At 64.4% G+C, this 26,313-nt stretch carries 20 protein-coding genes and 3 pseudogenes; 10 read left to right on the forward strand and 13 right to left on the reverse strand.

What is annotated here, in order from left to right; genetic code table 11:
- The first annotated feature begins 55 nt into the window (after positions 1-55).
- A complete protein-coding gene (locus tag ACIBTM_RS35140) occupies positions 56-628 on the forward strand; it encodes a hypothetical protein (protein WP_395881450.1) in 573 nt (190 codons plus the stop codon).
- 709 nt (positions 629-1,337) lie between these two features.
- Here ACIBTM_RS35140 and ACIBTM_RS35145 read toward each other — a convergent pair.
- Positions 1,338-1,652: a hypothetical protein gene (locus tag ACIBTM_RS35145; protein ID WP_395881451.1), complete on the reverse strand. Its 315-nt coding sequence runs from the start codon at positions 1,650-1,652 to the stop codon at positions 1,338-1,340.
- 346 nt (positions 1,653-1,998) lie between these two features.
- Here ACIBTM_RS35145 and ACIBTM_RS35150 point away from each other — a divergent pair, with 346 nt between their 5' ends.
- The gene (locus ACIBTM_RS35150; RefSeq protein WP_395881452.1) at positions 1,999-2,343 is read left to right on the forward strand and encodes a hypothetical protein; all 345 of its coding nucleotides are present in this window, start codon (positions 1,999-2,001) and stop codon (positions 2,341-2,343) included.
- A 665-nt stretch (positions 2,344-3,008) separates the two neighbouring features.
- On the opposite strand, the gene ACIBTM_RS35155 is transcribed toward ACIBTM_RS35150, so the two are convergent.
- The 5 genes and pseudogenes from ACIBTM_RS35155 to ACIBTM_RS35175 all read right to left on the reverse strand — a co-directional run bounded on the left by ACIBTM_RS35155 (position 3,009) and on the right by ACIBTM_RS35175 (position 7,865).
- The gene (locus ACIBTM_RS35155; protein WP_395881453.1) at positions 3,009-4,157 is read right to left on the reverse strand and encodes a hypothetical protein; all 1,149 of its coding nucleotides are present in this window, start codon (positions 4,155-4,157) and stop codon (positions 3,009-3,011) included.
- Positions 4,147-4,716 (reverse strand): RNA polymerase sigma factor, encoded by a 570-nt coding sequence (locus tag ACIBTM_RS35160; protein ID WP_395881454.1) that lies wholly within the window; start codon positions 4,714-4,716, stop codon positions 4,147-4,149. Before ACIBTM_RS35160 ends, ACIBTM_RS35155 begins: the two co-directional genes overlap by 11 nt.
- Positions 4,694-5,680: pseudogene (locus ACIBTM_RS35165) on the reverse strand (hypothetical protein); the annotation flags it as partial. The pseudogene ACIBTM_RS35165 and the gene ACIBTM_RS35160, both read right to left, overlap by 23 nt.
- Before the next feature lie 348 nt (positions 5,681-6,028).
- On the reverse strand, positions 6,029-6,556 hold the full coding sequence (locus ACIBTM_RS35170) for a hypothetical protein (protein WP_395881455.1): 528 nt from the start codon (positions 6,554-6,556) through the stop codon (positions 6,029-6,031).
- 79 nt (positions 6,557-6,635) lie between these two features.
- On the reverse strand, positions 6,636-7,865 hold the full coding sequence (locus ACIBTM_RS35175; protein ID WP_395881456.1) for a NucA/NucB deoxyribonuclease domain-containing protein: 1,230 nt from the start codon (positions 7,863-7,865) through the stop codon (positions 6,636-6,638).
- Between the two features lie 874 nt (positions 7,866-8,739).
- Here ACIBTM_RS35175 and ACIBTM_RS35180 point away from each other — a divergent pair.
- The 8 genes and pseudogenes from ACIBTM_RS35180 to ACIBTM_RS35215 all read left to right on the forward strand — a co-directional run bounded on the left by ACIBTM_RS35180 (position 8,740) and on the right by ACIBTM_RS35215 (position 18,945).
- The gene (locus tag ACIBTM_RS35180; RefSeq protein ID WP_395881457.1) at positions 8,740-9,216 is read left to right on the forward strand and encodes a hypothetical protein; all 477 of its coding nucleotides are present in this window, start codon (positions 8,740-8,742) and stop codon (positions 9,214-9,216) included.
- A gap of 172 nt (positions 9,217-9,388) precedes the next feature.
- Complete coding sequence (locus tag ACIBTM_RS35185; RefSeq protein WP_395881458.1) at positions 9,389-14,602, forward strand: caspase family protein; 5,214 nt, start codon at positions 9,389-9,391, stop codon at positions 14,600-14,602.
- Positions 14,599-15,456, forward strand: coding sequence for a hypothetical protein (locus ACIBTM_RS35190; protein WP_395881459.1), 858 nt, complete (start codon positions 14,599-14,601; stop codon positions 15,454-15,456). The genes ACIBTM_RS35185 and ACIBTM_RS35190 overlap by 4 nt, the downstream gene beginning before the upstream one ends.
- Before the next feature lie 169 nt (positions 15,457-15,625).
- Complete coding sequence (locus ACIBTM_RS35195; RefSeq protein WP_395881460.1) at positions 15,626-15,781, forward strand: hypothetical protein; 156 nt, start codon at positions 15,626-15,628, stop codon at positions 15,779-15,781.
- Between the two features lie 280 nt (positions 15,782-16,061).
- On the forward strand, positions 16,062-16,502 hold the full coding sequence (locus ACIBTM_RS35200; protein WP_395881461.1) for a hypothetical protein: 441 nt from the start codon (positions 16,062-16,064) through the stop codon (positions 16,500-16,502).
- 233 nt (positions 16,503-16,735) lie between these two features.
- Positions 16,736-17,089: pseudogene (locus tag ACIBTM_RS35205) on the forward strand (phosphoglucosamine mutase); the annotation flags it as partial.
- A 661-nt stretch (positions 17,090-17,750) separates the two neighbouring features.
- Positions 17,751-18,308, forward strand: a complete 558-nt coding sequence (locus ACIBTM_RS35210; protein ID WP_395881462.1) for a hypothetical protein — start codon at positions 17,751-17,753, stop codon at positions 18,306-18,308.
- Positions 18,259-18,945 carry a GIY-YIG nuclease family protein gene (locus ACIBTM_RS35215; RefSeq protein WP_395881463.1) on the forward strand — a complete coding sequence of 229 codons (687 nt, stop codon included), beginning with the start codon at positions 18,259-18,261 and terminating at the stop codon, positions 18,943-18,945. Before ACIBTM_RS35210 ends, ACIBTM_RS35215 begins: the two co-directional genes overlap by 50 nt.
- Before the next feature lie 207 nt (positions 18,946-19,152).
- Here ACIBTM_RS35215 and ACIBTM_RS35220 read toward each other — a convergent pair whose 3' ends face one another.
- The 7 genes and pseudogenes from ACIBTM_RS35220 to ACIBTM_RS35250 all read right to left on the reverse strand — a co-directional run bounded on the left by ACIBTM_RS35220 (position 19,153) and on the right by ACIBTM_RS35250 (position 26,067).
- Positions 19,153-19,455 (reverse strand): hypothetical protein, encoded by a 303-nt coding sequence (locus ACIBTM_RS35220; RefSeq protein WP_395881464.1) that lies wholly within the window; start codon positions 19,453-19,455, stop codon positions 19,153-19,155.
- Positions 19,456-19,795: 340 nt separating this feature from the next.
- Positions 19,796-20,107 (reverse strand): GNAT family N-acetyltransferase, encoded by a 312-nt coding sequence (locus ACIBTM_RS35225; RefSeq protein WP_395881465.1) that lies wholly within the window; start codon positions 20,105-20,107, stop codon positions 19,796-19,798.
- Positions 20,108-20,224: 117 nt separating this feature from the next.
- A pseudogene (gene vanX / locus ACIBTM_RS35230) lies at positions 20,225-20,823 on the reverse strand (D-Ala-D-Ala dipeptidase VanX).
- 2 nt (positions 20,824-20,825) lie between these two features.
- Positions 20,826-21,860, reverse strand: a complete 1,035-nt coding sequence (gene vanA / locus ACIBTM_RS35235) for a D-alanine--(R)-lactate ligase (protein ID WP_395881466.1) — start codon at positions 21,858-21,860, stop codon at positions 20,826-20,828.
- A 738-nt stretch (positions 21,861-22,598) separates the two neighbouring features.
- Positions 22,599-24,494: an AAA family ATPase gene (locus tag ACIBTM_RS35240; protein ID WP_395881467.1), complete on the reverse strand. Its 1,896-nt coding sequence runs from the start codon at positions 24,492-24,494 to the stop codon at positions 22,599-22,601.
- Positions 24,482-24,970, reverse strand: coding sequence for an ABC-three component system middle component 2 (locus ACIBTM_RS35245; RefSeq protein WP_395881468.1), 489 nt, complete (start codon positions 24,968-24,970; stop codon positions 24,482-24,484). The genes ACIBTM_RS35240 and ACIBTM_RS35245 overlap by 13 nt, the downstream gene beginning before the upstream one ends.
- On the reverse strand, positions 24,967-26,067 hold the full coding sequence (locus tag ACIBTM_RS35250; RefSeq protein WP_395881469.1) for an ABC-three component system protein: 1,101 nt from the start codon (positions 26,065-26,067) through the stop codon (positions 24,967-24,969). The genes ACIBTM_RS35245 and ACIBTM_RS35250 overlap by 4 nt, the downstream gene beginning before the upstream one ends.
- Positions 26,068-26,313 lie beyond the last annotated feature (246 nt).

A 26,313-nucleotide genomic window follows, 5' to 3' on the forward strand; every position in this document is an offset into this window, starting at 1 on the left:
GGGGCGGTGGGTGTGGTGAAGGGGGGCGGGTCAGCGTGATTCGCTTGTGTCGGCTGTGAGCGTGATGGTCGGTACCGTGGTTGGGCTGACCTTTCTTTTCGGGTTCGGCAATGTGTTCGCGCTCGTTCTCCGGCTCGGCGTGCCGGTGTGGGTGGCGCCCTTGGTTGCGCCTGCGGTGGACCTGACGGTTGTGGCGTTGCTCGTGGCGATCCGTCGTTTGTCGACCCAGGGAGCGGCTCCTGAGGTTCTTCGTTCGGCGCGGCGGCTCCTTGTTCTCGCGAGTGCGGTGACCTTGGCGTTGAACGTGGCCGAGCCTTTGTTCGCTGGGGAGATCGGCAAGGCGTTGTTCGATGCGGTGGGGCGGCTGTTGCTGATCGGTTGGTCTGAGGTCGGGCCGGGTTTGCTCCAGGCGCTCGCTGACCTTCGGGAGGGCGCGCAGCTTCCTGCTGTTGTTGCACCGATGACCGCGGTGCGGGAGGTCTCGCCGGAGGCATCGGGCGGGAAGCTGGCAGGACTTGACGACGACTTGGTTGAGCGCGGCGAAGGAGATGGATGCTCGGCATCGGGAGCTGCGCCAGCGGCCGATCTCGGCCGAGGCGCTTCGCAAAGCCTTGGGTGTTGGAGCTGAGCGTTCCCGAATCCTGACGCGTGTCGTCCGATCGGAATGGTGCGAGCCGTCGCAAGTCGCAGAGGAATCTGCTTCCTAAACCTCAGGAGAAGGTTCCGGTGGCCTGTCGAACCGAAGCTGTAGGCTGACCCAGCTCGATGCTGGTCATGCCGCTGTCGCGACGCTGTAGCAGTTCTGGGGGCTCTCGGAAACTGCCTGTCTCGGCGGACACCAGGATGGGCCGGACTGTGCGGGATCTTCACGGGCAAACCGAAGCCGATTGGGCTGCGGGCGCGCTATTGCCGCAGGTCAGCAAGTTGTGCTCCCCCGCATGGGAGGGTTGCGCGGTCGTCTCGCGCGGGAATCCATCGCGCGAGATCAATGACTGAACTTGCCTTGGCTGCAGGCCCGACGTTCGGATCGTGACCATTGGTCAGGTCTGAGACGTTGTCGCGTTCCGATGGTCTGCGCGTGGCCGGACACATGATTGATGCAGATGGTGTCATGTCTCTGAAAGGTGAGCATCTTCGTGGGATTCGGCCGAATCGGCCTGCCTGGGTTGATCTCAGCGTTGTCGTCTGCGCTGCACGGTCGAACCGGGTTTCACATTCGGCGGCGTAGATGATCGACGGGCCGGCGTTCAGGCGCAGGGCATCGAAACGTGGAGTGGGCGCCCGGTTCAACCGGGCGCCCACTCTGTGGTCGCGCGTCATGTGGCGCTCCGTTCGGATCACATGAAGATCTTGACCAGCACCTCGTGCCCGTCGTCGCCTCGGACCACTACCTGACGATCGTCCTTCAGCTCCGACGCGATGAACTCGTAGAGCTGGATCGCCCGGTTCACAATGTCCACCTTCTTGAGGCCCGTGTCGTTCTGGAGCTTCACGAGAGCCTTGGCGCTCTCCTTCACTAATGCGATGTTGACTCGGGCGACGACTGGCAGCTCATCCGCCTGATCGTCGGCGACATCGGATTCCTTCCGTGTGGCGATAGCAGTCTCCCTTCGTGGGTTGAACCTGGCGCAGCGTGCGCCTGACCTTCCCATCGTCGCAGACTACACAGATCTTGGCCACTGTTTGACACATAAAATGTGTCGAATCAGTTGCCTGGAGGGCAGGTGCTGGATACGCTGTGCCCATGGCGGCCCGCCGCGCCAACGGTGGGCCGCTGGAATTGAAACGGGAAGGTCCCTCAACGAAGGAGAGAGTGAGCGCATGCTCAGTGTGTATTTTGCCCGCAATCGGGCTGGTCCTGACCTATCGGCTGACGTGTCCTCGTGGCGTCAGCTGAGCACGTAAACGCGAGGGCGGCAGGCTGTCGAGCTGCCGTAACCCCATATTCGGGATCCCGTGTGCATCAGGAACCGGGAACCGCTAGGGAAAGGTCCGACATTGGACAATCCCGAGCAATATGGCGAAGACGACTTCGCCGAGCTGGTATCCATCGAGGACGAGAGTCCCACTACCGAGGCGCGGTTGCGCATCGAGATGGAGGGGATGATGGTGGCCGTTTCAGTGCCCCCGGGCAACACCACCCACCTTCTCGACGCGGCGGTCGCCGCCCTCATCACCGCCGCGGCCGTGTTCGGGCCGACGGCAACACTGAAGGCAGTGCCTGAAGATCTCCCATACTGGGCAGCGGTCGGAATCATCGGCCTCCAGCTCGGGGTAGTGATCTTGGTGGCCGTGAGTACCTTCGCGAACAAGCTGGGCAACCCGTACCGCCTGCCCGGCTGAAGCTAAACCAGGGGAGATCACTCAGGGCCGCTCCGCACCCCCTCTCGCGGAGCGGCCCTTCTCAAATCTTTCTCCGTCTTCGGCTGATCACGTCACATGCCCGACGGGCCTTGTCTTCGCCCTCGGTGCCTGGCCGCTATGGACTTATTCGAGATGACGGGACTGGCGTACAGAAAGGGAGGGAGCGCGCCTGCCCCACGGATACCATGCCACCTTCGAACAGACGTTCTGTTCGACGGCGCCTACCTCGTACACGGATTCCATGCGTTGACGCGCCGCAGCGAGCAAGGTGGATACGAGTCGCAACGCGGTGGACATTTGGCGGCCCGGTTGCCGGTCCTCAGTGAAACTGGGCACCCTGGGCAATCACGCAGGGTCTGAGCTGTGGCTACCCAATTGAGGGACTAGCCGGGCTCTTCGGGCGCCTCACTCTTTGTGGACGGCTCGCGGCGGCGCCTGTCGAACCCGACGACGTCCCGCGTACGGTCCTCCACAACGACCAACCGTGGCATCGCCTCACACCTTTCCCGACCTAAACAATCGCCCCCAAGGTCGCCAGCCATTCGACCTTACGGGTGAACTCACCCGGCGACACTCAGACACACCGAGAACTGCTCAAGTTCTGTGGGGACTGTCCGTGGGACGTTCGCAGACAGTCCCGGTCGCTACGTTCGGGTGGGGTCGGAGGGCTCCCTTTCTTTGTGTCCTGTACGGATTTCGTATAGCCCGGGTGCCACCTCGATGGAGTCACTGCGGATTTGCCCTTCCCAGGCATGGGGCCATCGGGTCGTATCCGACCAGCGCAGCCCGTCGAGGTAGACATTGTGAAGGTCGATTTCAGTGAGGTCGGCTCCGGTGACAACGGTGACCGCAGTGCGTAACAGGGCGAGGGGGTCGACAATCCGTCCGCTGAGCCCGTCAATGCCCGAATTGTGGGCGAGGGTGAGGGCGTGGGCGAGGTCGAAGGCGAGGCCGTGGCGGGAGGCGGCGGCGTCGGCACGGGCGAGGTTGAAAGCGAGGATGAGGGCACGGGCGAGGTCGATGGCGAGGTCGACGGCGCACCCATGGGCGTCGGCGAGGGCAGAGGCAAGGCCGAAGTTGCGGGCGTGGGCGACATCGCGGGCGTGGGCGACATCGAGGGCGTGGTCGAGGGCTCGCACGAGGTTCCGGGCGAAGTCGCGGACTTTGACGAAGGCGCGGCCGACGGCGCGGGCCTGGAAGGCCAAGTCGTCGGCATCAATACGGTCGAGGTCGCGGGCGTAGTCGAGGGCGAGGGAGCCGGGGTCGACGTACGCGTTGTCGAGGGCGCGAACCAGGTTGCGGGCGTCGGCGACGTTGTAGTTGAGGTCGTCGACGCGGGCGAGCTCGACGACGTGGGCGAGGTCGTCGATGCGGGCGAGCTCGACGAAGTGGGCGAGGTCGTCGCCGAGGGTGAGGGCGCGGACATGGCTCTGCGCAACGACTTCGAGCAGAGCGAGTGCGTCGAGGGGAAGTTGGCTGCGGAGGAGTAGGCGTTCGGCGAGTGGGCGGAGTGCGAGGTCGACCGCGACCCTGTCGAGCGTGGTCACGGGGGTGTCGCTGCTGGGCACGGTTCCGGGCTCGGTGGAGGGGGCGGGTTGCGGAAGAATGCTGTTCAGCCCGGCCTCCGCGTCGAGCACGTGGTCAAGGGCTCGGTTCAGGTGTGTCTGCAGACCGGGAAGTTGGGCGTCGCGGAGTCCGGCGTCGAGGTTGAGCACATTGTCGAGGGCGTTGTGCAGCGCGGTGGTCTGGTCAGCCAGCCACCGATCAACATGTCGGGTGGAGTCAGAGGTCATGGTCCGTCCTCCGTCCAGGAGGGTTGGCAGCGAGAGCGCGGCGGGCCTTCTTGAGGTTTGCACGCACGGCAGCGGGCTCGATGCCGAGTGCGTGGGCGATCTCGGTGGGGGTGTGGTCGTAGATGGTCCAGGCCATCACCTGTCGCTGCCGAGGTGGCAGGTGGTCCAGCGCGGTGATGATGTCGTGTTGTTGTTCCCAGTGGTCAAGGTCAGCGTCGGTGCGTAGCAGCGGGCTGGGTTCCGGGATCTCGGGGACCGGATCTTCGGGGATGCTGGCGATCGCGCGGACCAGCGCCCTGGAGGCGACCCGGAAGGCCCAGGCGCGGGGGTGTTCGAGGTCGGGCCACCGCTGGTAGGCCTTGCTGAGCGTGTCCTGGGTGAGGTCGACCGCGTCGGCCAGTTGCGCGCCCTGCAGGACTAAGAACCCCACCAGCTGCTTGACGACGTCGCGATAGAACGCGGTGAACGCGGCGGTGATGTCGTCCTCCGTGCCGGGCGTGGGCGGTCGTGCCGGCCGGACGGGTGTTGGGGGAGCCTCATCGGGTTCGTGCTCGGACATCGCTCTCCTGCTTGCCCTGTTGTCCGTTGGTGACGCGTAGCCGGACACAGCCACCGTGTCCGGCGTCGTCGAGCTCAATCGTGCCATCAGCAGGCAGTCGGGCCGCGAGCATGGTTAAGGTGTCATGGCGCTGCCGGTCACGCATGACCAGGCAGCGCAGCCGCAACGCCAACGTCCCCAGCGATACCAGCTGGGCTCCGGTTATCCCCACCAGCAGGGTCAGGATTGTGTGCATCACTCGCCTCTCTTCCACAGCGATAGCCGGTCGGAAGTAAGAGGCAACAGATACGGTCAGCGTGAACCCCGAGCGCGAACATTTTTCGCACGGCCTCAATCGTTTCGTCCAGGTGGTGATGCCCGCCGCGTCCGCGGGCCGCATGATCGCCTCCTTCAACAAGCGCGGTTCCAGGGAACCGATGGCGACAGGGGTGCCGAGCAGTGGCTGTGGGAACGACGTGTCGAATTCCGCCAGTGTCTCCGGCCTGAGCGCGATCAGCACGTGCAACGCGCGGTGACGTGTCACGGCGTCCTGCAGCAACGCGAGGAACAGCGTACGTTCGTGCGGAGGGGACTGGGTAACCACGTCTTCCCACTGATCGATGACCAGCAACAAGCGAGACTTTGAGCTCTGGAAGGTTGTGAGGCGGGCGGACAATGTTCCTGTTCCCACCTGCCCGGCAGCAGGTGCACTGTCCCGTAGCTTGACGGCCTCGTCTCGCAGCAGTCTGGCGAACCGTTCTGCCTGACGGTGCCCGTCTACCCCTGGATTCGCCAAGGCGTTGGCCAACGACAGAAACGGGTTGCCGCCGGGTTCGACCGGACCGATGACACTCCACCGCACCGACAACCGCGGTAACACTCCGGCGCGCAGGAGCGAGGACTTCCCGCTGCCGGATGGGTCGACCAGTGGGATGAACCGCTGCACCGTATCCCTGCCTCCCCGTTTCAACCGGTCCAGCAGAGCACGGGACTCCTCGTCCCCGGCCGAAGAAGACCTTGGCGCGGTCTGCGGTGTACGGCTCCAAGCCGGGGTAGGGACTGTCCGGCCGAACCCAGATCACGCGCTTGCGCCACAGCCGACGCGTGGCGTACCAGCAGATCACGGCGACGAGGAGAGCTGCCAGCCAGATCGGCGCATACTCGTCGATCGGCTGGAAAGGCACCCACCAATGCTCGGGTGACGCGGTGACGAGGTTCGTCCCGAACCCGAACGCCACGCCCAGCATGAGAGCACCGAGCCCCGACCCGACTCTGGGCCGCCTCTCCATTCGACCTCACTACGTCCGTACCGGAATCGCCGTGATATCATCCGTCAGTGGGTGCGCCAGAGTGCGCCGGTGTTGTCGGTGGCTTTCAGGAGTTCGTCTTGGCTTGGGGCGCCCGGCCAAATTTGGATCAGGTGGTGTTCCTGCGGGTCGTCTAGGCTGCGGTCTTCGCCAGCGTCGCGGTGGCGCACGGAGTCCCGTACGCGGAAGCTGCCGTTCGCGGCTGATGGCAGGGTGATGGGGATGTCGATGGCGCCATCGGCTTCGGTTCCGCAGACCGCGATCTCGGCGATGGACCAGGTGACCGAGACTTCGGCCACGTCCTCCCAGGAAGCGAGGTCGGGTTCGGGAGAACCGTCCCAAATCTCGGCGGTGATGGTGAGGTCGCCGAGGTGGATGCCGCAGGTGACCGCGACAAACCCCGGGGCTGTGGCGAGAAGTCCTGTGACGCGTGGGGAGGGCAGGGCGCCGACGTGGTAGAGCGGGCTCTGCGGATCGTTGCGGTCTCCGAGCGAGAAAGTGTTGTCCTCGATGGTCAGGGTGCCGGTGGTGCGGTCGAGCATCGTGGCAGGCATCGGTCTCTATTCCTTGTGCGGGAACGTGACAGGGGTGAGACCGCTGTGCGGCCCCACCCCATCGAGCTTTGTGTCTAGGTTATCCCGGGCATTTCACGAACGCTTGTGTCTTCTCGGTGATTTCCTGTTCGGTGATCCCGGCGGGCAGGACGACGTTCACCCAGAACTTGTCCTTGTCCAGCACGCGGTTGGCGGCGTACCAGGGGCGGCGGTAGCGGCTGCCCTCGAGGCTGTTCTGGGTCGCGGGCACCATGTAGCAGGAGTGATCCGGGTTGAGCGAACCTCCCTGGTAGGTGCTGGCGAACGGGTACTCGTCGCACGATTTCCCTACCGGGCGCGGGATGCTAGCCGGGCAGGCGGCGTTCCGGTTGGCGGTGATCAACGCGCTGTCCATGGTGCGCGTGAGCTCGGGCCCGAATCCTTTCCTGCCCCACTTGCCGGCGAGGTTGCGTTGTGCCCACTGGATGTGCCAGGCGACCTGGGCGGTGTCGTTGTTGAGGGTGGACACGTCGTAGGTCGGGGTGAACTGGGCATACACGCATCCGCCCGTGTTCGGCCCGACGTTCGGGGTGCTGTCGCAGCGCACGTCGACGGCTGTGCCGATCTCCTCACGCAACGGTCCTCCAATCGAAGGCGACACCGATTGGAAGGTGAAGACGGGCAACACTTTCAGCTGTTCCAGGTTGGCGCCCGCCGACGTGACCTGGTAGTCGAAGTCCACTGCGACGTTGAATGGCAGACTCTTGGTCGCCGACGCTGTGGTGGTGCACCCGCTCGAGCACGTCGCGGTCGCGTAGGCGACGGTTCCCAGTTTGGCGGCGCCTTCCGCGATCATCACGGTCGCGTTGATCCGCTGTGTCCACGTCCTGGTCCGCACGTCCAGGGTCACCAGGGACCGGACAGCCATGTCCCCAAAGCCAGCCTCTTTGCCGGTCTGCAGGTCGATGAGCTTGTAGGCGACCTCCTCGAACAGACAGGACTCCGTCCGGTTGAAGAACAACTGATCCTTCGCGGTACACACCACAGCGGCAGGCGCGGCCAACTGCCGCTGTAGCGCCTCCCTTCGACGGGGTTGATCGGGAAGACTCTCAGGACTCGTCAGACAGGCCACAGTCCCGCTCCGGCCCGCGCCGATCTGCAGGTTCGCACAATCCGGCCCTGTCTGACTCGCAGTCTGCCCAGCCTTACCGAAGCCTGTCCCCGGGCCGGTCGTGTCAGCGGATGCCGCAGTGCCGCTCAAAGTGGCTCCGATAACCGATATTGCTGCGATCAGCGAGAAGAATCTTCGTGACCGATGCTGTTTAGTCATCACAAATGCCCTCCTAGTTGAAATTGTAAATCGCTGGCGGCGTAGCGCTTGCCCTGTGTTGATCGACCGGATTAAGGCCGTCTTGTGGTGCCGCGCGCTGGTGCGCACGGTCGGTAGACCACTCAGCTTGTCTTCATGGCCGCACATGTGGAGTGCGGATTCGTCTGCGAATGTGTCATTCGAGCGACATCAAGGCGCTTCAAGGGGCGGGTATCTGAAGCGGTCACCCGCCTCCGCGTGTGGTCTGCGACTTCCACGGGTGGTCGTACGCGGGTGGCTGTCGCCGTGCTGTGCGGCGTACCGCGTCAGGCCTCCTGGGTGCCTGACGGTCTGAAGCAAGTCGAGTGAACATGAGGTATACGGGCGATCTGCTGCACTACGATTTCCGTAAGAGATGTGATCGCAACGGATGCACGGTTCGAACAAGTTGAACTAATAGCGTCTCTCTGCCCCTCGATGTGAGAATAACCGTGACTTGTCTACCAATCGTAAAGTTGTACTGTCAAGGTTTTGCATACTCGACGGGGCTGTTGAGTGGGGAATTGCGGATTCCCTATTCTGGTGCCATCGGGAAACAGGAATCCGCAGTGGTTCTCCGGTCGGGAGTTCGAGCAGTTCGCCGAGAAAGTCGTCGACCACGCTCGGCTGATCGTCAGGCGCGCGCTCGCGGGCCTTCGCCCTCGTATGAGCTTGTCGAGGCCGCCCGCAACGCCCTCGGTCGCGCATGCGTAGTGGCACGAAAAGGGCAACGGCGGCCATGTAGGTCGTGTTCGATCGGCACGCACACGATCATGCCGATTCGTTGTCACCGTCTTCGGGTAACGAGCCAGCCCGCTGAGGCGACAAGGACCAGGGAGACGATGGAGGTGTGGGAGTGGCGCAAGGACGCGTGGGCACGGCGACCATCGTCGGAGCCGCCGCGGTGGTACTCGCGGCGGCGATCGTCGGCGGGATCCAGATCTTCACGCCGTCACCGGCGCCATCCGAGACTGCGTCAGCCACCGCGAATTCTGCGCCGGAGTTCACAGCGCCGAGTGTTCAGGTCGTCTCGAACGATCAGGGCATCGTGCCGCCGCTCACGGTCGCCGACCCGGACGTGCGCGGGTTCCTGATCTACCTCGACGATCACCAGGTGAAGTACCCCGCGTCGTTTGCCGCGCTCAACGCTGGCCGGGGCGCGGCGCCGTATGTGTGCCCGTACTACAGGGCGAAGGAAGGCGCGCCGGACGGCCGGAGGATCCCGGACATCGTCACGCACACCCCGGAGTGGGCAACGGCTCCGGAGGAGCAAAGGGCGTTCGCTGAGGCCGTCTTCTACACGATGTGCAACGGAACCTCGCCGAAGCGCTAGGTCTTGTCCTAGTGTATAACGACCTATTCGGCGTCGTATCTACATTACGGTACGCATCGCTGTTCTGACAGAGCTTGATCTGGTCGAGCGACCTGGAGCGGCTTCACCTTTGAATCCGGGCCCTCGTCATGTTGACTGGTCCCTTCCAATGGTCGGGAACGGGAGGGCGTCCATGGCCGGTGGCGCTGCCGAACCGGTACGGGGAAGGCGCTACTTCGTCAGCATGGCCGTGAACCGGCACAAGGAACTACCTCCGGACGAGCAGTTGACGAGGTCGTCGAGCGACGCCGAATGCCTCGCCGATCTCCTGGCGACATTCGGGTATGAACGCGCGCTTCAGGGGATGGGGAACTACTGGACCGCGGAGCACGTGCGTTCGTCGTTGAGCGGATGGTCGAAAGACGCCGCGCTGGGTGCCGACGACGTGGTTGTGTTCTACTTCGCCGGCCACGGATTGGTCGCCGATCGCGACCGCCACTACCTCATGTGCTGGGACAGCAGTGACGATGATCCGGCGGCGACCGCCCTGGCCACCGAGGACCTGGTCCGGATCCTGACCCGGACCGGGCTGCGGAATCTGCTCGTCGTCCTCGACACCTGCTATGGCGGAACCGGCGCGGCCGACGGTGCCCAGCTGGTCCTCCGGACGATCTCCCGGCAGCTCAACAATGACGGTTCTGGCGGGGTCTGGTTGTTGTCGTCCGCGCGAGCCAAAGACGAAGCTGGCGACGGCACCTTCATGGAATCCTTGCTTCCTGCTCTGCACGAAGTTCGCGAGCGAACCGGGCAGCGGCAGCGTTTCCTGGATCTGATCGACGTCGTCGATTCGGTCAACCAACGGTTCCGGAAGCTCGGCTTGCGGCAACGGGCCGAACTCGCGGCCGGGATGGTCACCGGGCTCGCGCCCTTTCTCGACAACGTGGGATTCCGCCACAACCTTCCCGCCGAGGACACCGACCTGGAACTGCAGCGGCTGCTCGCCAAGCGGGACCTCCATGACCACTTCGGCCCCAGGGCGCGTGGCGTGGAGTTCGACTCCGAGCCAGGCCTGTATTTCCACGGTCGGCGACGGATCCTCGCGGAACTCGTAGCCTGGCTCGTCGCTGACAGCCCCGACGGCAAGGGGCGGGTCGTCACCGGCACCCCCGGGTGCGGGAAATCCGCGGTGGTCGGGCGGATCGTTGCCATGTCCGATCCCGCGTACCGGCGAAGCCTGCTGTACGAAACGGATCCCGCCGGAACGCAGGTGCCGCCGGGAATCGTCCAGGCGGCGGTGCATTCGCGGCACAAGCTCCTCCCGGAGATCGTCCAGCAGATCGCCTCCGCGATCGGCGCGGAAGTGGACGGTCCGGGGCAGTTGCTGCGGGAGATCAGCCTCCGCGCGCGGGACGGCGGTCCGCTGGTGATCGTGGTGGACGCGCTCGACGAAGCCGGCTCCGGCACGGCCGCGGACGCGGGCGGGAAGGGCGAGCCGCGGAGAATCGCTCGCGAACTGCTGCGGCCGATGTCGGAGATACCAGGCGTGCGACTGCTCGTCGGTACGCGCGCGGAGCTCGTGAGCAGTCTAGGTGCCTCGTTCCAGGTGCTGAACCTGGACAACGACGGTTATCTGGGCGAGGACGACATCGCCGAGTACGTAACGAAGCTGCTTCTGGCGGAGAACGAACCCGAGGTGACGACGCCTTACCGCGGGCGCTTCGAGCTGGCTCGGACGGTGGGCGACGCGGTGGCCGGCCGGGCGGCGGGCGTCTTCCTCGTGGCTCGTATGACGGCACGCGGTCTCCGCTCGGGTGACGACGTCATGGACGTCAGCCGGCCGAACTGGGAAGAAGACCTGCCGAGTGAGATCGGTGAGGCGTTCGAGGACTACCTGTCGAGGTTCGGTCCGGACGAAAGCCGGGTCCGGGCACTACTCACACCGCTGGCGTTCGCCGAAGGACAGGGGCTCCCGCGAGGGCTGCTGTGGATCGCCACGGCGGAAGCGCTGTGGCGGCGGTCCGTCGGCGATGATGACATCGACTGGCTCCTTGACAAGGCCGCCGCGTACGTCGCGGAGGTAACCGACCAGGGCCGGTCGGTGTACCGGCTCTACCACCAGGCGCTGGCCGAACACCTTCGCGCGGTCTACCGAGCGGGAGTGGCGGTCGCCCAAGACCGTATCGTCAGCGCTCTGCTCGCCACCGTTTCCCGCAACGCCGACGGCCGACCGGACTGGTTCTCCGCGCACCAGTACTTGCGCGCCCACCTGGCGACCCACGCCGCCGCGGCGGTTGGCCGGCTCGACGAACTCGTGCACGACCCCAGTTTCCTGCTGGTCGCGGAGCAACTGGCCCTGCTGCGGGCGTTCCCCCACGTCGTCTCTCCGCCAGCGCAGCAGGCCAGGAACTCCTACGAGCAGGCGGCCCACCAGCTGGGCGGCACCTTGTCAGTCGGAGAATGTGCCGCCTACCTCCAGCTCTCGGCGCGCCGCTGTGGCGCGATCCAGTTGGCCGAAGGCATCGACCGGCTCGCGCTGCCGATGCCGTGGCGGACGCGCTGGGCGTGGTGGTCTCCCACAGGCGTGCACCGTCAGCTTGTCGGCCATGAGCGCGGCATCCGCGCACTGACCGCCGGAGAGCTGGACGGGCGGCCGGTCGTGCTGACGGGCGGGGACGACGGCACCGCTCGGATCTGGGACCTCATCACCCAGCGGTCCCTCGGGGAGCCGCTGCCGCACGGCAGCATATCGGTCACGGCGCTGGCGGTCGGCGAGCTCGGCGAGTACTCGGTCGCGCTGACCGGCGGGGACGACGGCCGGCTCCGCATCTGGGACATCTCATCCGGTCGGCAACTCGGCGAGCCGCTCCGCGGGCACACGAACGAGATCACTTCAGTGGTCTTCGGCGCCATCGGGGACCGGACCATCGCCGTCAGCGCGAGCAAGGATGGAACGGCCCGGGTGTGGGATCTGGACACGGGTCGGCAGATCGGCGAGCCGTTCACGGACCACTGCCGGCCGGTCAACGCCGTCACCTGGACCGAGCTCGACGGGAAGCGGATCGCGCTCACCGCAGGCGACGACCGCCGCGTGCGGGTCTGGGACGTCGAAAGCCAGCGTCAGCTCGGCGAGCCGCTGATCGGTCACCGGAGGGCCGTCACCGCCGTCGCCCTGACCACGCTGGACGGCCGCACGGCCGTGGTGACCGGCAGCGGTGACGGAACAATCGGTCTGTGGGACCTGGGCAGTCGCCAGCAGGTCGGGGAGCCGCTCATCGCGCATCCGCACATGGCGGTCAGATCACTGACCTCGGGTGTCCTGGACGGTATCCCGATTGCCATCAGCTGTGTCTACGATTCGTGCCGGGTGTGGAATCTCGCTTCGCGGCAGCAACTCGGACAACCACTCGCAGGCCACGACAGCTACATCGACGCCGTCGTGCTCGGCGCCGTCGACCGCCGGCCCATCGCCATCACGGGCGGAGCTGACCGTACCGCTCGCATCTGGGACCTCACTGCGGATCAGCCGCTCATCGGCCACACCGGCGCGGTGGCCAGCCTGACCCTCGGCCGGGTGAACGGACGCAACCTCGCCTTGACTGGAGGTGAGGACACTGCCGCCGTGGTCTGGAACCTCGACTCCGGCGGCCGACAGGACGGGCCACCCCTGTCGGGGCACCGGGCCACCGTGGGCGCCGTGGCGCTAGGGGAGAGCGCCGGCATGCCGGTCGCCGTCACCGGTGACGAAGACGCAGTCATCCGGATCTGGGATCTCCGGACGAGGCGGGCGGTCGGGCCACCGCTCGTTGGGCACACGGGTCCGGTACGGGCGATCCTCCTGGCCCGGGTGGGTGGCGAGCCGGTGCTCGCGACGGGGAGTGAAGACGGCACGGTCCGGCTGTGGGATCCCCGGAACGGCACACTGCTGTGCGAGCCCCTTTCAGGACACAGCGCGAACGTCGACCTGCTCGCGTTCACGGAGGTGGACGGCCGCGCCGCCGTGATCGCGGCGACCATCGAAGGTCATGCGACGGTGTGGGACCTCGCCGAACGCAGGAAGATCTCCATCGTGCAGCCGACCTTGGATCGGTGGGGAGTGATCGCTGTCGGCTCTCTTGACGCCAAGGCGATCGCTTTGTTCGCGGGAAATGACAACAGCCTGATGCTGTGGGACCTTGGCGCCGGACAGAAGGTCGGTCAGGAGATGATCGGGCACACGAATCGGATCGCCTACGCGGCGTTCGCCGAGCGGGACGGCAAGCCAATCGCCGTCACCGGCAGCTCCGACGCAGAGATCCGCGTCTGGGACTTGAACGAACATCGTCAGCTGGGACCCCCGCTTCCCGGCGACAGTTTCCGGCTGAAAGCTGTCAACGCCGCTTCGCTCGACACGGACACCGTCGTCATATCCTGTGGCGTGGAGCAAGTCCGGCTCTGGTCGCTGGACAGCTTCCGCCAGATAGGCGATGCGCTGCACGGCGCGGACAACGACACATTCGCCCTGACGGTCGGGACCGTGGACGGCCGGACGGTCTTGTTTTCGGTCGGGGAGGACGGCACTTTGCGGATCCGGGATGTCCACTCCGGTGCGGTGATCGATCCGGTGCTCAACGGACACAAACGCTATGTCGGAGGAGTAGGCTTCATCGACTCCGACGGTCCGGTCGCAGTCACCGTCGGCATGATCGACGGGACAGCCAGGATCTGGGATCTGGCGGGGCGTCGGGAAAAGGTCAAGTGGTCGCGGCACCAGCCTCCGACAGTGATCTTCGACGAGTCTAGAATCCTGGCCACGGCGAGACGTGGCGGGCGGGCGGTCGTCGCTACCGCGGCCGGCGCCGATCTGCAGGTATGGGACCTGAAGTCGCATTCGCTCCTGGCCGAACTGACCGGTCACACCGGAAGGATCAACTCGGTGGTCGCGGCCGATCTTGCGGGCCTCCCAATCTTGCTGACCGCGAGCTTGGACTCGACAGCGCGATTGTGGAACCTGGACACGCTCGAACCGCTCGGGCCACCCCTTGCTGGGCATGAAGGCTCCGTGCACGCCGCGGTGCTCGGCGTCCGAGGTGACCAGGCTCTCGTGTTCACGGGCGACCACGACGGCGTCATCCGGGCCTGGAATCCCACCGATGCTCGGGAGGTCAGCACGAAGGTGCCGCGAATGGACAAGTGGGTGAGCTGTCTGGCGGCCACGGAGATGCACGGTCATTCCGTCCTCGTCGTCGGCGGAGGCGACGGGACTCTCCGCGTCTGGTGCCAGGCAGGGGAACAGACAGTCGCCAACGTGCAGCTCAACGTGACCCCAACCGACATCGTGGTGCTTCCGGAAGGAGACATCTGTGTGTCGACGAGCATGGGCATCGTCGCCATGCACCTCAGCGACTGGGTCAGGGAAGCCGGCACATGAGCAAGGTGCTCCTGGTCCACGGCATCGCCCAGCAGTACCGAGGCCCCGAGTCACTGCGAGCCGCCTGCGCTCCCGCGCTCTGCGACGGAGTTGCGCTCGCCGGCGGACGGCTGGAAGTCGCCGACGTGGCGGTCGCCTTCTACGGCGATCTATTCCGGCCCGCAGGGTCTCGTGGCCTCGACGTCCCGGACTACGACGTGACCGATCTGGCCGACCCGCTCGAGCGGGATCTTCTGCGTACTTGGTGGTACGAAGCTGCGCGAACGGAGCGGGGAGTGGAGGATTCGTCCTCGGGCACGCGAGGGCGCACGCCTCAATGGGTGCAACGGGCCCTTCACGCCCTCAGCGGATCGGTGTTCTTCGGCGGATTGGCCGAACGTGTATTGATCGGAAACCTCAAGCAGACCCACGCCTATTTCGCAGACGCGGGAATCCGGAAACGGATCCAGCGTCGGGTCCTCGCCGCGATGACAGCGGAGACACGGGTCATTGTGGGCCACTCTTTGGGTTCCGTCGTCGCGTACGAGGCGCTGTGTGCAATGCCGGGCCTGGGCGTGAGCACGTTCGTGACGCTCGGCTCGCCGCTCGGCGTGCCCAAACTGATCTTCGACCGGCTGCTTCCTCGGCCAAAGGAAGGCCGTGGCCGCTGGCCGACCGGAATCCGCCGCTGGACGAATGTCGCGGATGACGGCGATATCGTGGCCTTAACCAAGGCCCTGGCTCCGTTGTTCGGGCCGGAAGTCCGGGACGTCTTGGTTCACAACGGCGCCAAGGCCCACGATGTCCGTCCCTATCTGACTGCCAAACAAACCGGTCTCGCCGTACTCCAGGGACTCGTCGGCGATGGCCCATAGCGCACCATGGATGCCTGTGGCCGGGGTCAGTGCGCAGTGCTGGCCAGCTCCGGTCGTGGCTCCGCCGCGCTGCTCACCACCGCGCCTCACGTCGTCCTCGATCCGAAAGTCAGCGCCGCGTTGTGAATGTCGTTCAGCCGGCGTCATCCAGAGCAGGTGCTGGCCGAGTATGTCGATCACTTCAACCAGCATCAGCCCCATCGCTCCTTGGACCAGCATCCGCCCGATCGAGGGCAGGTTCCCGGCCGGACGACTGGAGTCGGACGGGTTCGTCGGCATGATCACCTCGGCGGGCCTGATCCACGAATATCAGCAGGTCGCATGACGTGACACAGTTCTCCGCACCCACAAGTTCCATATGTCGTGATGTGTGCCCCGGTTGTGTGCCGGAGCAGGAGCGAAACGTCTCGCGTACGTGCGGCGTTGTCTGGCTCGGAGCGTGGCAACAGTCAGTCCTCACGAGACTGTTTTCGGCAGGGCGCAAAGGTGTGGCCCAGTCCGGTCGGTCGCTCCATCCTTTAGTGGCAGCCGCGATCATCAGCGGCATCAAGCTGCTGGTCGACACTGCGTCGGATGAAGTAATCTAGAAGACTCGGGAGTGCAGGATGAAAAATCGAACACGTTTCAGTTTAGTCTTCGTGGCTCTCGCCACCGCTGCCTTGTATGCGCCAGCCTCGGCCAATGCGGCTACCACAACAGCCCAGGCCCCAGAGGCCCAATCGCCGACGTGCTGGTCGCCGACCAAGAGTTGGTCGATTCCTGACGGCGAGGGCGGCTACGCGGGCACGGTCGAGTGGCATGACTACGACGGAAGTACGGACAAGGACAACTTCTTCATTCAGGACACGTTCGGCGACGGACGGTCTGTATCCCTGCGGGTAAAGAACCACGCCACCGGGAAGGAGTACTACAAACATGTCTACAGCGGCAACGGCTATTGCATGGGCGTGGGAAACGTTCCCAACGGCGATTACGTTTACTGGTCTGCGTGCAGCTGGGACAACGGCGAGATCACTGAGTGCAGAAGCGGCACGATCACCGAGTAGCGCACCTCGCTCGCGCATCGGCCGGAAGCCGTCCGTGTGCGTCGACGAAACCGAGCACATCGGTCCGGCCCGCGGTTGTCAGTGCCGCCACGGCACCTGCGCGTTGCTGACCGGGCAGGTCGTCCGAGAGCCGGAGCAGCGGCTTGATCCCGGTCGGGGCTCGTACCACCGGCGCCGAGCGGCCGGTGGGCGGCCCTGAGACGGTGGAGGAGCTCCGCAGGAGCCCGATGGCCGGTGATGGGCTGCTCACCGCTCTGCTCGTGATGAGCAGGGTCGTGTCGACCGGCCGGCCGCTTGCCGAACTCGCCAGCGTCATGCATCGCCTGCCGCAGGTTCTAGTCAACGTGACGGTTCACGACAAGACCGCGATCGTCAATTCAGCGGAGGTCCGTGACGCAGTCGAGAAGACGAATCTCGAGCTCGGCGACCACGGCCGGGTTCTGATCCGTCCCTCTGGTGCCGAACAGCTTGTACGCGTGATGGTGGAGGCCGCCGAGGAAGGCACCGCCCAAACAGCGGCCGAGCGACTCGCCGCCGTCATCTCCTCGGCCCCGGAATCGCCAGAACAAGAACACCCTGCCACGTAGCGGTCAGGGCGGCAGACACGACCTCCGGCGAATGCTGACGGCTAAGCATGGGCGCTGGGCAGCGCAGTTATGGACGACGCAGCCCAGCCGGGTACCCACCCAGCTCAAGTAGATCTTGAGCGTGGAGATCATGACATCCAGCACCGACAAAACCCGACAAGGCAGGAACGCTCCGGCGTCAGGCGGTGATCAGACCAGGTGGTCTGGGCTTCTTCGTGTCAGGGCTCTAGAGCGATGCAGTATCGACTGTGACGCCCGTCCAACGAACGACCGTATGCCAGATGGCACGTCAGACGTGGTCCGTAACAGCTCTGCTTGACACCGTACCCTTTCACCGCTTGTCAGGGCGGTGGGGGATACTGCTGCTGGATCTTCGTGGTCACAATCCTCTCCAGGAAGCTGCCGTCGGCAACCAGCTGGTTAAGAGTCGGCACTTGGGCGTGTCGGACGGTGTCGAGTGATGCCGAACAAGACCTTTTCGTCTGGTCGCGAGGTGTCCACGGTGTCGGTGTGTGTCGCCTGGTGTCGGACTGTTTCAGACCTCTCGGGCGCGTCTCGGGCTCGCGGATGCCGGGTTCTGTCGTTTGATCCGGCTTGCGGCGCAATCCGGTTGTGTCGACACCCACGACCAGATCCGGACCACGCTAGAGGACATCACCGGATGAGCCCCGCACCTGACGACGCGATCGCATCCCGCATCCTGGCTGGCAGAGCGGAGAGCTCCAACGGCGCCGCCCCGACGATCGTGGCCCTCGCCCACGAGGCTGGCGTCCTACGCACCGCGCTCACCCCACGACACACCGACCTCAAGACCGAGTTCTACACGCGCGTCCGTGAACGCGCCGGCATTTCCGAGGTCGAAGACCGGCCACGCGCAACTATCATCCGACTCAAGAACACGATCGCCAACAAGAACACCGAACTCAAGCAACTTCGCGCGGACGTGCCAGCCCTGGTCCGCACGATCAACGCGCTCACGCTGGAAAACCAGCTGCTCCGCGAGGCTCGCGAACAGAACCTCCCGGCCCGTTGTACCGCTCCGGCCCCGACGCCCAACCCACGACGAATAGGCGCCTCACCGACCGTTACCTTAAACGGTTCGCATAGAGTTGTGACGGCGAGCGGGAGGGATGCGCGGCATGCGGATACACCAGAAGTGGGGATTCGGGATGGCACCTGTGAAGCCCGAGAGCCAAAAACGACGCCACCAAGCGGCTAAGGCGGTGTTAGAGCTACTCAACTCGACAGATCTGTTCAAGCCCACCGAACACCTGGATCCACAGGTGGCCGACGCTCTTTCGGAAGTTAAGGGGCTCTTTACGCGCAGCTGCAAACAGGACCAGTGGGACTGGTTTACCGTGTGGACGCAACTCGGACGTCCGGGTCGGAAACGCTGCCGAGATATCTCGAACGAACTGAGGAATCTTCGTCGAGCGATGCTTGATCAGGATGCCCCGCAAGCGTTAGCGGCACGCCATCAACTCATCGAAGCCGGATTCTTCTCCACGATCCAAAGGTTCCTGAACCCAAGACCAGATGGGTACTTCGGTGGAAGTGCGACCGGTTACGTCTACATCCTGTCCACGCGATCAAGTCCACGGTTGCTGAAGATCGGCTACACAGAGCGCACTGTTGAACAGCGAGTCAAGAAGATCAACAGCGCCACCGGCATACTGGAACCGTACGGCGTCCGCGCTGTATGGGTGGTTCAGAACGCACCGCAGGTGGAACGAGCTGTTCATCAGGCTCTGGCCGATCATCGGGTTCGAGCTGATCGAGAGTTTTTCGAACTTCCCTATGGTGCGGCCTTCAGGATTGTGGGAGACATCGTCCACAACTCTCGTCGCGAGTTGTAATCGATAACACCGCTGAGTCTGATCGTGACAGCACGACATCACTCTAGCGACGAGTCCCACCGCGTAGGAACAGATGCGATCCGGCCGTAATCGTGGCGACACGGATTCCGAGCCGCTTGTAGAGCGTGGTGTCCCACAACATTGCCCTTATTTCGCCATAGGCCAGGCTTCAATTGTCGGCTCGGTACCATCTTGGACGCCAGGTGGTCATCGGCTTGGCCGGTGAAGGAAGTCCAGCAGCAGTTTGAGCGTGCGGTATGCGGCATGTCGCCGCCACCTGTTCCTGGCCAGGGTGCCGATGAGCGCGAGGACGGCGACAAGCATGAGCATCACACAGCAGGCGGCGACTATGAACATGGGGATCTGAACGGCGGCGACGGTGCCGACGCCCACCATGCATGCTTTGCCTGCCGAGACATCGAAATGATGAGCCATGGCACGATCCTGGGCCGGCTCATGCGAGGAGTCGTCCGGACCGGACGCAATCCGAACGCCGGACGATACGGTCATCGACGTGATCTACCAGTAAGGTCGTGCCCGTCGTCGGTATCGTCGGCGCGCCGACCAGGTAGGTGATAAATGCCCCGCCTCGAGAAGGGCAGCTCGGACTCCGGGCGTGTCGGTTGCCCCAGCCAACTGGCTTCGGCGGCCACCGGGGAACCGGATCTGCATGATGCGTTAGATGAGCTGTATGCGGCTACCAGCAAGCCGTCGTATGCCAAGTTGGTCACACACGCCGAATTAGAGGAACACTCGATCAGCAAGTCCACGATCAGTGATGTGTTCAACCGAGCCGGCATGCCCACCTGGAAGACCGTGGAAACGTTCGTCCGCGCCTGCCTTCGACACGCTAGGGTCCAGCGCCCGGCCAAGATCCTGCGGAAGAACGCGTGCGCGTCATCGCGCCGGTCGGCGCTGGTGAGCTCCAGCCGGATGCAACCCGTGCCGGGGCGGCGAACGATTCGGCCGCGGTCATCAGATGGTCACCGATGCCGCGGCGGCGAGCCTGCTCGTTGACGACCAGCGCCACGATCCGACCTCTGTTGCCGGTGCGCTCGAAGAACGGGAACACGTGCACGGCGGCCTGACCAGCAACTTGCCATCGGCCTCGGCGACATAGGCGGCGCTGGTCGGTAGTTCCGGCCAGGTCTGGATGCGCCACCGAGTCACCGTGACGTCATCCTGCGGGTAGCCCAGCTGGTGCAGCAGCCCGTTGACGGCCGCGGCGTCGGTGGGGCGTACCGGTCGGACCTGCATCAGCTCCCCCCCAGGGAGTTCGCTATTCGATCGGGAAATCGAAATACGTGTCGGGATAGGGCTCGTCCTGCAACGTGTAGTGCCGCCATTCGCAGTCGTAGGTGATGAAGCGGCTGGTCTCCATGATGTCGCGCAGGCACTGCCGGTTCTGGGTTCCTCCGTCGTGATACCCGCGGCGCCGTGATGGGAAATCTCGTCCATCACGGCGTGGTCACCGCCCATGGCGGCGAGCTCACCGCTGGCCAGGTGATAGATCGTCAGGTCAACGGTGCTGCCCCGGGTGTGGCCGGATTTGGTGGCCACATGGCCCTTTTCGAACATCGCGGAGCGGTCGATGTTCGGGTAGTGCCGTTGCTTCTTGCGACCGTCCTCCGGCTCCTGCGCCCAGCGGGCGAAATTGTCCACCGCGCGCTGCGGTCGGTAACCGTCCCAGAGCAGCAGTCCGAAACCTAGCTCGACAGCGCCTTGTTCAGGGCCGCGCACAGCGCTTTCGTGCCGACAATCCGGTTGGCTGACCACATAGCCGTCCACTGGCTTGCCGGTGGACGGCTATGTGGCGTACTGGGCGTCCCGGCGAATTCCCGGGACCAGCTCGTCAACGAAGGTGAAATTCTCGTGCATGGTCACTTGTCGGCCAGCGCCAACGACACCAGCCGATCGATCACCTCGGTCAGCGAGAAGCCGGCGGCCTTCATCATCCGCGGGTAACGGCTGTAGGAGGTCAACCCCGGCAGGGTGTTCACCTCGTTGAGCACTACACTGCCGTCTTCCTTGACGAACAGGTCCACCCGAGCCAGACTGCGGCAGCCCAGCGCGCGGTAAATGGCCTTCGCGGTTTCCTTCACTAGATCGCGCGACTCGTCGGAGATATCAGCGGGGCAAATGAACGATGAGTTCTCGGAGCCGGTTTCCGGCGAGGCTTCCTGGTGAATCTTGAAGAATCCGTGCGTGAGCGCCACCCGGTCCAGCTCGCCGATCAGCAACTCCGAACCATTACCCAGGATGGAGCTACCGACCTCGCTTCCGACCACGGCTTCCTCGATCAGCACCTTCGCGTCGTATTCCCGGGCAGCGGTCAGCGCTGCGGACAGTTCTTCCTTGCTGGACACCTTGCTGACCCCGAAGGCGGAACCGGACCGGGCTGGCTTCACGAAAACGGGGTAGTTGAGCTGGTCGGGGTCGACATCCGCGTCGGAGTTGACGATCCAGAATTTCGGGGTGGCAATTCCGGCGTTGCTGACCACGGTGTAGGTCAGCGATTTGTCCATACACACTGCGGAACTCGGGATATCGCAGCCGACATAGGGGATGCCAGAAAGTTCCAGCAGGCCCTGCATCGCGCCGTCTTCACCGAACTTGCCATGCAGCACGGGCAGCACGACATCCAGGCCGATCGAGTCGTACTTACCCTCGTCCAGCACCAGCAGGCCGCGGGTGCTCCGGTCCGGCGACACCACGACCGGGCGGCAGTCGCCGCTTTCCCAGTCTCCATCCGGGCCGTCGCAGAGCTTCCACGCGCCGTCGCGGGTGATGCCGATCCAGAAGGGTTCGTACTTGGCCGTATCGAGGCTCTTGGCTACCTCACGCGCCGACTTGACGGAGACGAGGTGCTCTTCACCCGAACCGCCGAACAAGATGCCGAGCTTCAACCTAGCCATGATGCCTCCCATTCTCGAAATTCAGGCAGTTAAGGAGCTTGTTTTCCACAATATCCTGCAGCGCGTGATCGGTGGTCAGCTGGGGTGCAGGCGGGCCAGTGCGGTGGTGATCAAGCCGGTCCCGGGCCAGTGTGCGGCGACGGCCTGATGATGGAGGGCTGGTGGATCACGAAGTGAAGATCGGATACAGCTTCTAGGGCTTCCTTGTCTCCGGAATCCTCGACACCCCGACGGCGGACGCAGCCATCGCCGCACGCTGGTCGACGGCCTGCGCTCTCACGAGCACCAGCTGGTTTTCCTGCAACCTGACCGCGACCATGCCTAGGTCGGCCCTGGCCTCTCCGCGCATTACACCTGAGATATCGGCCCGCCCGAGGTCGACGCAATATTCCTAGAGTGGCGGTGGCCGATAACCGGCCGCAACACCACCTGGTGTGGCGCTGCCGGGCACACCTGTGATTTGCACCGTCAGCTGGAGCTGCTCGACAACTACACCGACCGACGGAGAGCCTTGCGCGTTGGGGCGGAGCGCTCCCGAATCTTGACGTGTTGGTCCGATCGGAATGGCGCGGATCGTCCACCGCCACCGAGCGGCTGTCCACAGGTTGATCATGGTCATCCACGCCAGTGCGTCGGTGATCCGTTGGCTTGAATCGAATGCGGCAGATTCGGCCGCCCGCGGGTAGCGGGCGGCCGCCATGCTCGGCGCGGCGCGGATCCTGCTGGCGTGAATGTGCTTTACAGGGCTGTGTCGCCGCTTGTGTCTTCTGAGGTGACGGTGCTGGTCCGATTATGGGGGAACAAGCCGTAGCGCCCGTGGTCTGCGTTTTTGGTGAAGGAGATGTCCCGTGTCCCGGACTCCAGGTGGTTTGGCGGGTTCTGGTTCTCCAGGATGATGATTTGGCCGGAGAAGTTCGTCTGGATATCGGCGAAGAACCGGGCTGAGAGGCTGGTGGTGTCGAGGATGTCGCCGCTGTTGTCGGGTTCGTCGTTCGGGTCCGGTGGCCGGTAGACGACGAGGGGGGAGTCGAGTATGACGAAGCCGGGGTGGGGGAGGTCGTTGTCGAAGCAGTACTGGGCGAGTGAGATGGTGAAGGCGGCGTGCAGGATGGCCCGGACGCCTTTGCCGTGGGCGGAGCGCAGCTGGTTGCCGGATATGATGTCTTGTTTGTCGAAGTTGTAGCTGGTGGTTTCGGCTTCCTGGTAGCCCCAGGCCCTTAGCCGGGCTGCGATCATGCGGGAGAGGTTGGCGACCGTGGTGCGTTGCAGGCCCGCCGTTCGTTCCATTTTGTCTGGCTTCGGCGCCTCCTGGATCTCGGTGCGGAGTCTTTCGAGGCGTTGAATGCGGTTGATGGCGTCGGCGTCGCGTTCCAGTTGAGATGCTTTGGCGAGCAGGTCGCTGAGCTCGGTTTCCTGGGGATTGAGCAGGTTGTCCAGCCGCGCGATCTCTGTCCGTGCCTGGGCTGCTTGATCGGTGAATGCCTGGAGCCTTCGCACCTTCTCGTCGCGTTCTTCGCGTAAGCCGGCGATGGCTTCAACCAGATCACTGCGGAGCGCGGTCGTCTTGCGCTGTTCTTCTCGCACGGATTCGGCGAGCGCTGTTGTGTCGTCGGCGCAGTCCTCGTTGAGGTGCTGGTGTTCAGGGTCTGCGCCGCAGAACACGCAACGTCCTGGACTGAAGTAGCCGAGCAGTGTCCCGGCTTCGGCGACGGCGTCCAGGCGGTCTAGGTCAGAGGTGTACTGCTTGTGCAGCAGTGCGAAGCGCTCGTCGAGGGTTTCCAGTTCGGCGAGGCTTCGCCGTGCGGCGGTGGCAAGCCGCTCGTTGTTGGACAGGGTTTGCCCCCACTGCTGCCTCGCTTCGGCGGCCTGCTCGATGCTCGCTGTCGATCTGGCAATCGTTCCTTGTAGGCGCTGGAGTTGTTCGTTGATCTGTTGAAATGTCTCGTCGCTGTGGAGTTGTTGGCGTAGCTCGGATATCAGCGTATCGATGACTTCGCTCTTGGCCGCCTTGGACCTGCGCTGGTCTTTCTCCGATTCGCCTGGCGTGATCGCGGAGTCGTCCTCGCCCTGCAACAGCAGACGAAAGGCAGAGATTTCTTTGGTCTCGTCTGTGACCTGCCCCGTCGAGATCGGTGAGGTCTTGGCCTGGATCTTGGTTTCGTTCACGAGGAACAGGGGAGCCAGGGCTCGTACGGAGAACGAGACAGTTTTCCCGGTCCCGTCTTTGCGAATGACCTTTCCGTCGAGGCCGAGCTTGCCCAGGAGATAGCGCGAGAGGTTCTCGGTGCTCTTGGCGTTGTGTTTCGCCGATAACGGCTTGCGGTCGACGGGCAACGGGTAGGCGCGGTGATCGCCCTGGAAGAGGCTGAAACCGCCACCGTGTGGACTCCGGGCCAGTGTCACCGGGGCCCCGTCGGGCAGCTGCACGCCGAGCAGCACTTGGTCGTAGCCGTCGTGTTCGGGCAGTTCCTCGAGTTTCGAGCCGCCCAGCATGAAGTCGAGGGAGTCGGCGATGTGGGACTTCCCCGTGTCTGACGGTCCGCGGACGAGGGTGAGCTTGGGGCCGAATTCCACGGTGGCGGGGTCGACCGACGGGCCTATGAAGGTCAGGTGCAGTAGCCTCAGCCGTTCCATGGCGCTGCCTGCCTCTCGCTGCTGGTGGTGCCTGTGTCAGCGGGGCGTCTGCGGAAGATCACCATAGTCTGCTGTCTGATCTGCTCGTCGGACATTGTCGCGAACCGCTCGAACACCCACCGGGAGCGGTTGCGCAATTCGGCGATGTAGCTGGAGGCGAGTCCGCTGACGAAGCTGTATGCCTCCTCGCCGGCTTGGTATCGGATGCCAGTGCTCGGCGCCTGCATGTCGATGAGCCCGGCGCGCAGCATGACTCGTAGCCCTTCTTCGACGTGGGCCCGCCGGACGCCGAGCTCACCGGCGTGCAGGGGATGGTCAGGATGGATGGAGGGTGGCCCTCCGATCTCGGCGGTATGGAGCACGGTGTGGTCGAGCAGGACCAGGTGATTGATGTCCAGCTGCTGCGGATAAGCCTCGGTCAGCATCACTAGAACGCGGAGCCCGTATTCGAGCGGGCCGTTGAGGGGGCTTCTCATGACTCGTCCACCCAGGTCAGGCGGTCATCGTTGGCCAGTTGGTGGCAGACGCCCTGGCGGTCTTGGATCTCGGTCACGTTGATGAGCTTGTGACGGCTGAGGTCCAGGCTGCCCACGTGCGTCATCACCTGGTTCAGCTTCGCGAAGCCGTCCGGGTGGTCAGCATCGACGACGTCGACCACCCCTGCGTGGATGTCCTCTTGAAGCTTCTCGAAGGTGCCCGGCGGCACCGCTCCGGCGGAGTAAGCCTTGAGCGACTCGGCCTTGAAGAACCGCACCCGTTGCCGCTGCAGATTCTTGGCCATCTTCGGAACGGCGGCCACGGAGTCCAATGTGGTGATCGTGCCTGGGTGGCGTTCGGCATACACCGCCAGAAGCTGCTGTAGGTAGCGCGTCTCGTCCGGCGAATAGTCCTCCGGCGGGCTCTCGCTGCTAGCGCGTTCGGGAAGTGACGTGCCGAACCGGGAGGCATGCCATCTGGTCTGGGAGTGAGTGGTCAGCGCCTCCTGCACCTCCACCGACCTGAACATGCTGAAGGCGGTGCCTGCCGCCAGTGCCCGTACGGCTTCGATTACGTCTTCGTCCAGCCCCTTCACCAGAGCGTCGCCGTCGACGATCCGGTCCAAGAACTTCGCGCGCAGGGCAGTCGGCTTGCTGACCAGCATGTTGAGCTGAGTGGACAGCCCCCTCGGCGCCAGGAACTGGTAGCTGCGGGGAAGGGTGTAGGCCCCCTCCAAAGTGGACACGAAGACCTTGAGGATCTCCTTCGCGGCGTCACCGAAGCTAAGCGGCTTGTCGTAGTGCTTGGCCTGGAAGCAATCCCACGGCCCCTCGAACTGCTCGTGGGTCTTGAACGCGGCGATGTCCGCGCCCTTGTCACCCGCTCCGCCGAGGCGCTTGATCTGGAAGTAGTCCTCCTTCAGGGCAGTGGCCCACTCCCGGATGAACTCTTCCCAGTCGTCAGGCGAATACGACATGATGCGCGCCATAGGTGGGACGGGAGGCCCATCCAAGGCCACCGACAGAGTCGAGTCGGCGGGCTTGGGCATGGCGCTGACGGCGATGCGCCGGTCGACCTGCTGCTCACCCGTGGTCACGCTGTGCTTGCCCTCCGCCCCAGTTGGTTGTCGATCATAGTGTCGTTCCAACGGCCGCACATGTGACAGAGAGCTTGCAAGCAAAGTCAACGGAACTCGTAGCCATGGCGCTGACGCCCTTCGAAATCCGACACTGTCGTGCCAGATTCCTGACTGTTAGGTCGTCTTGGTCATGGAGACAATCCCGAGCAGACTCGGGGCGCCGGTGAACCTGCGTGGTACCTCGAAGACCACCTGTCCTAGGGG

Source organism: Amycolatopsis sp. NPDC049868, assembly GCF_044461365.1.
Taxonomy (GTDB): domain Bacteria; phylum Actinomycetota; class Actinomycetes; order Mycobacteriales; family Pseudonocardiaceae; genus Amycolatopsis.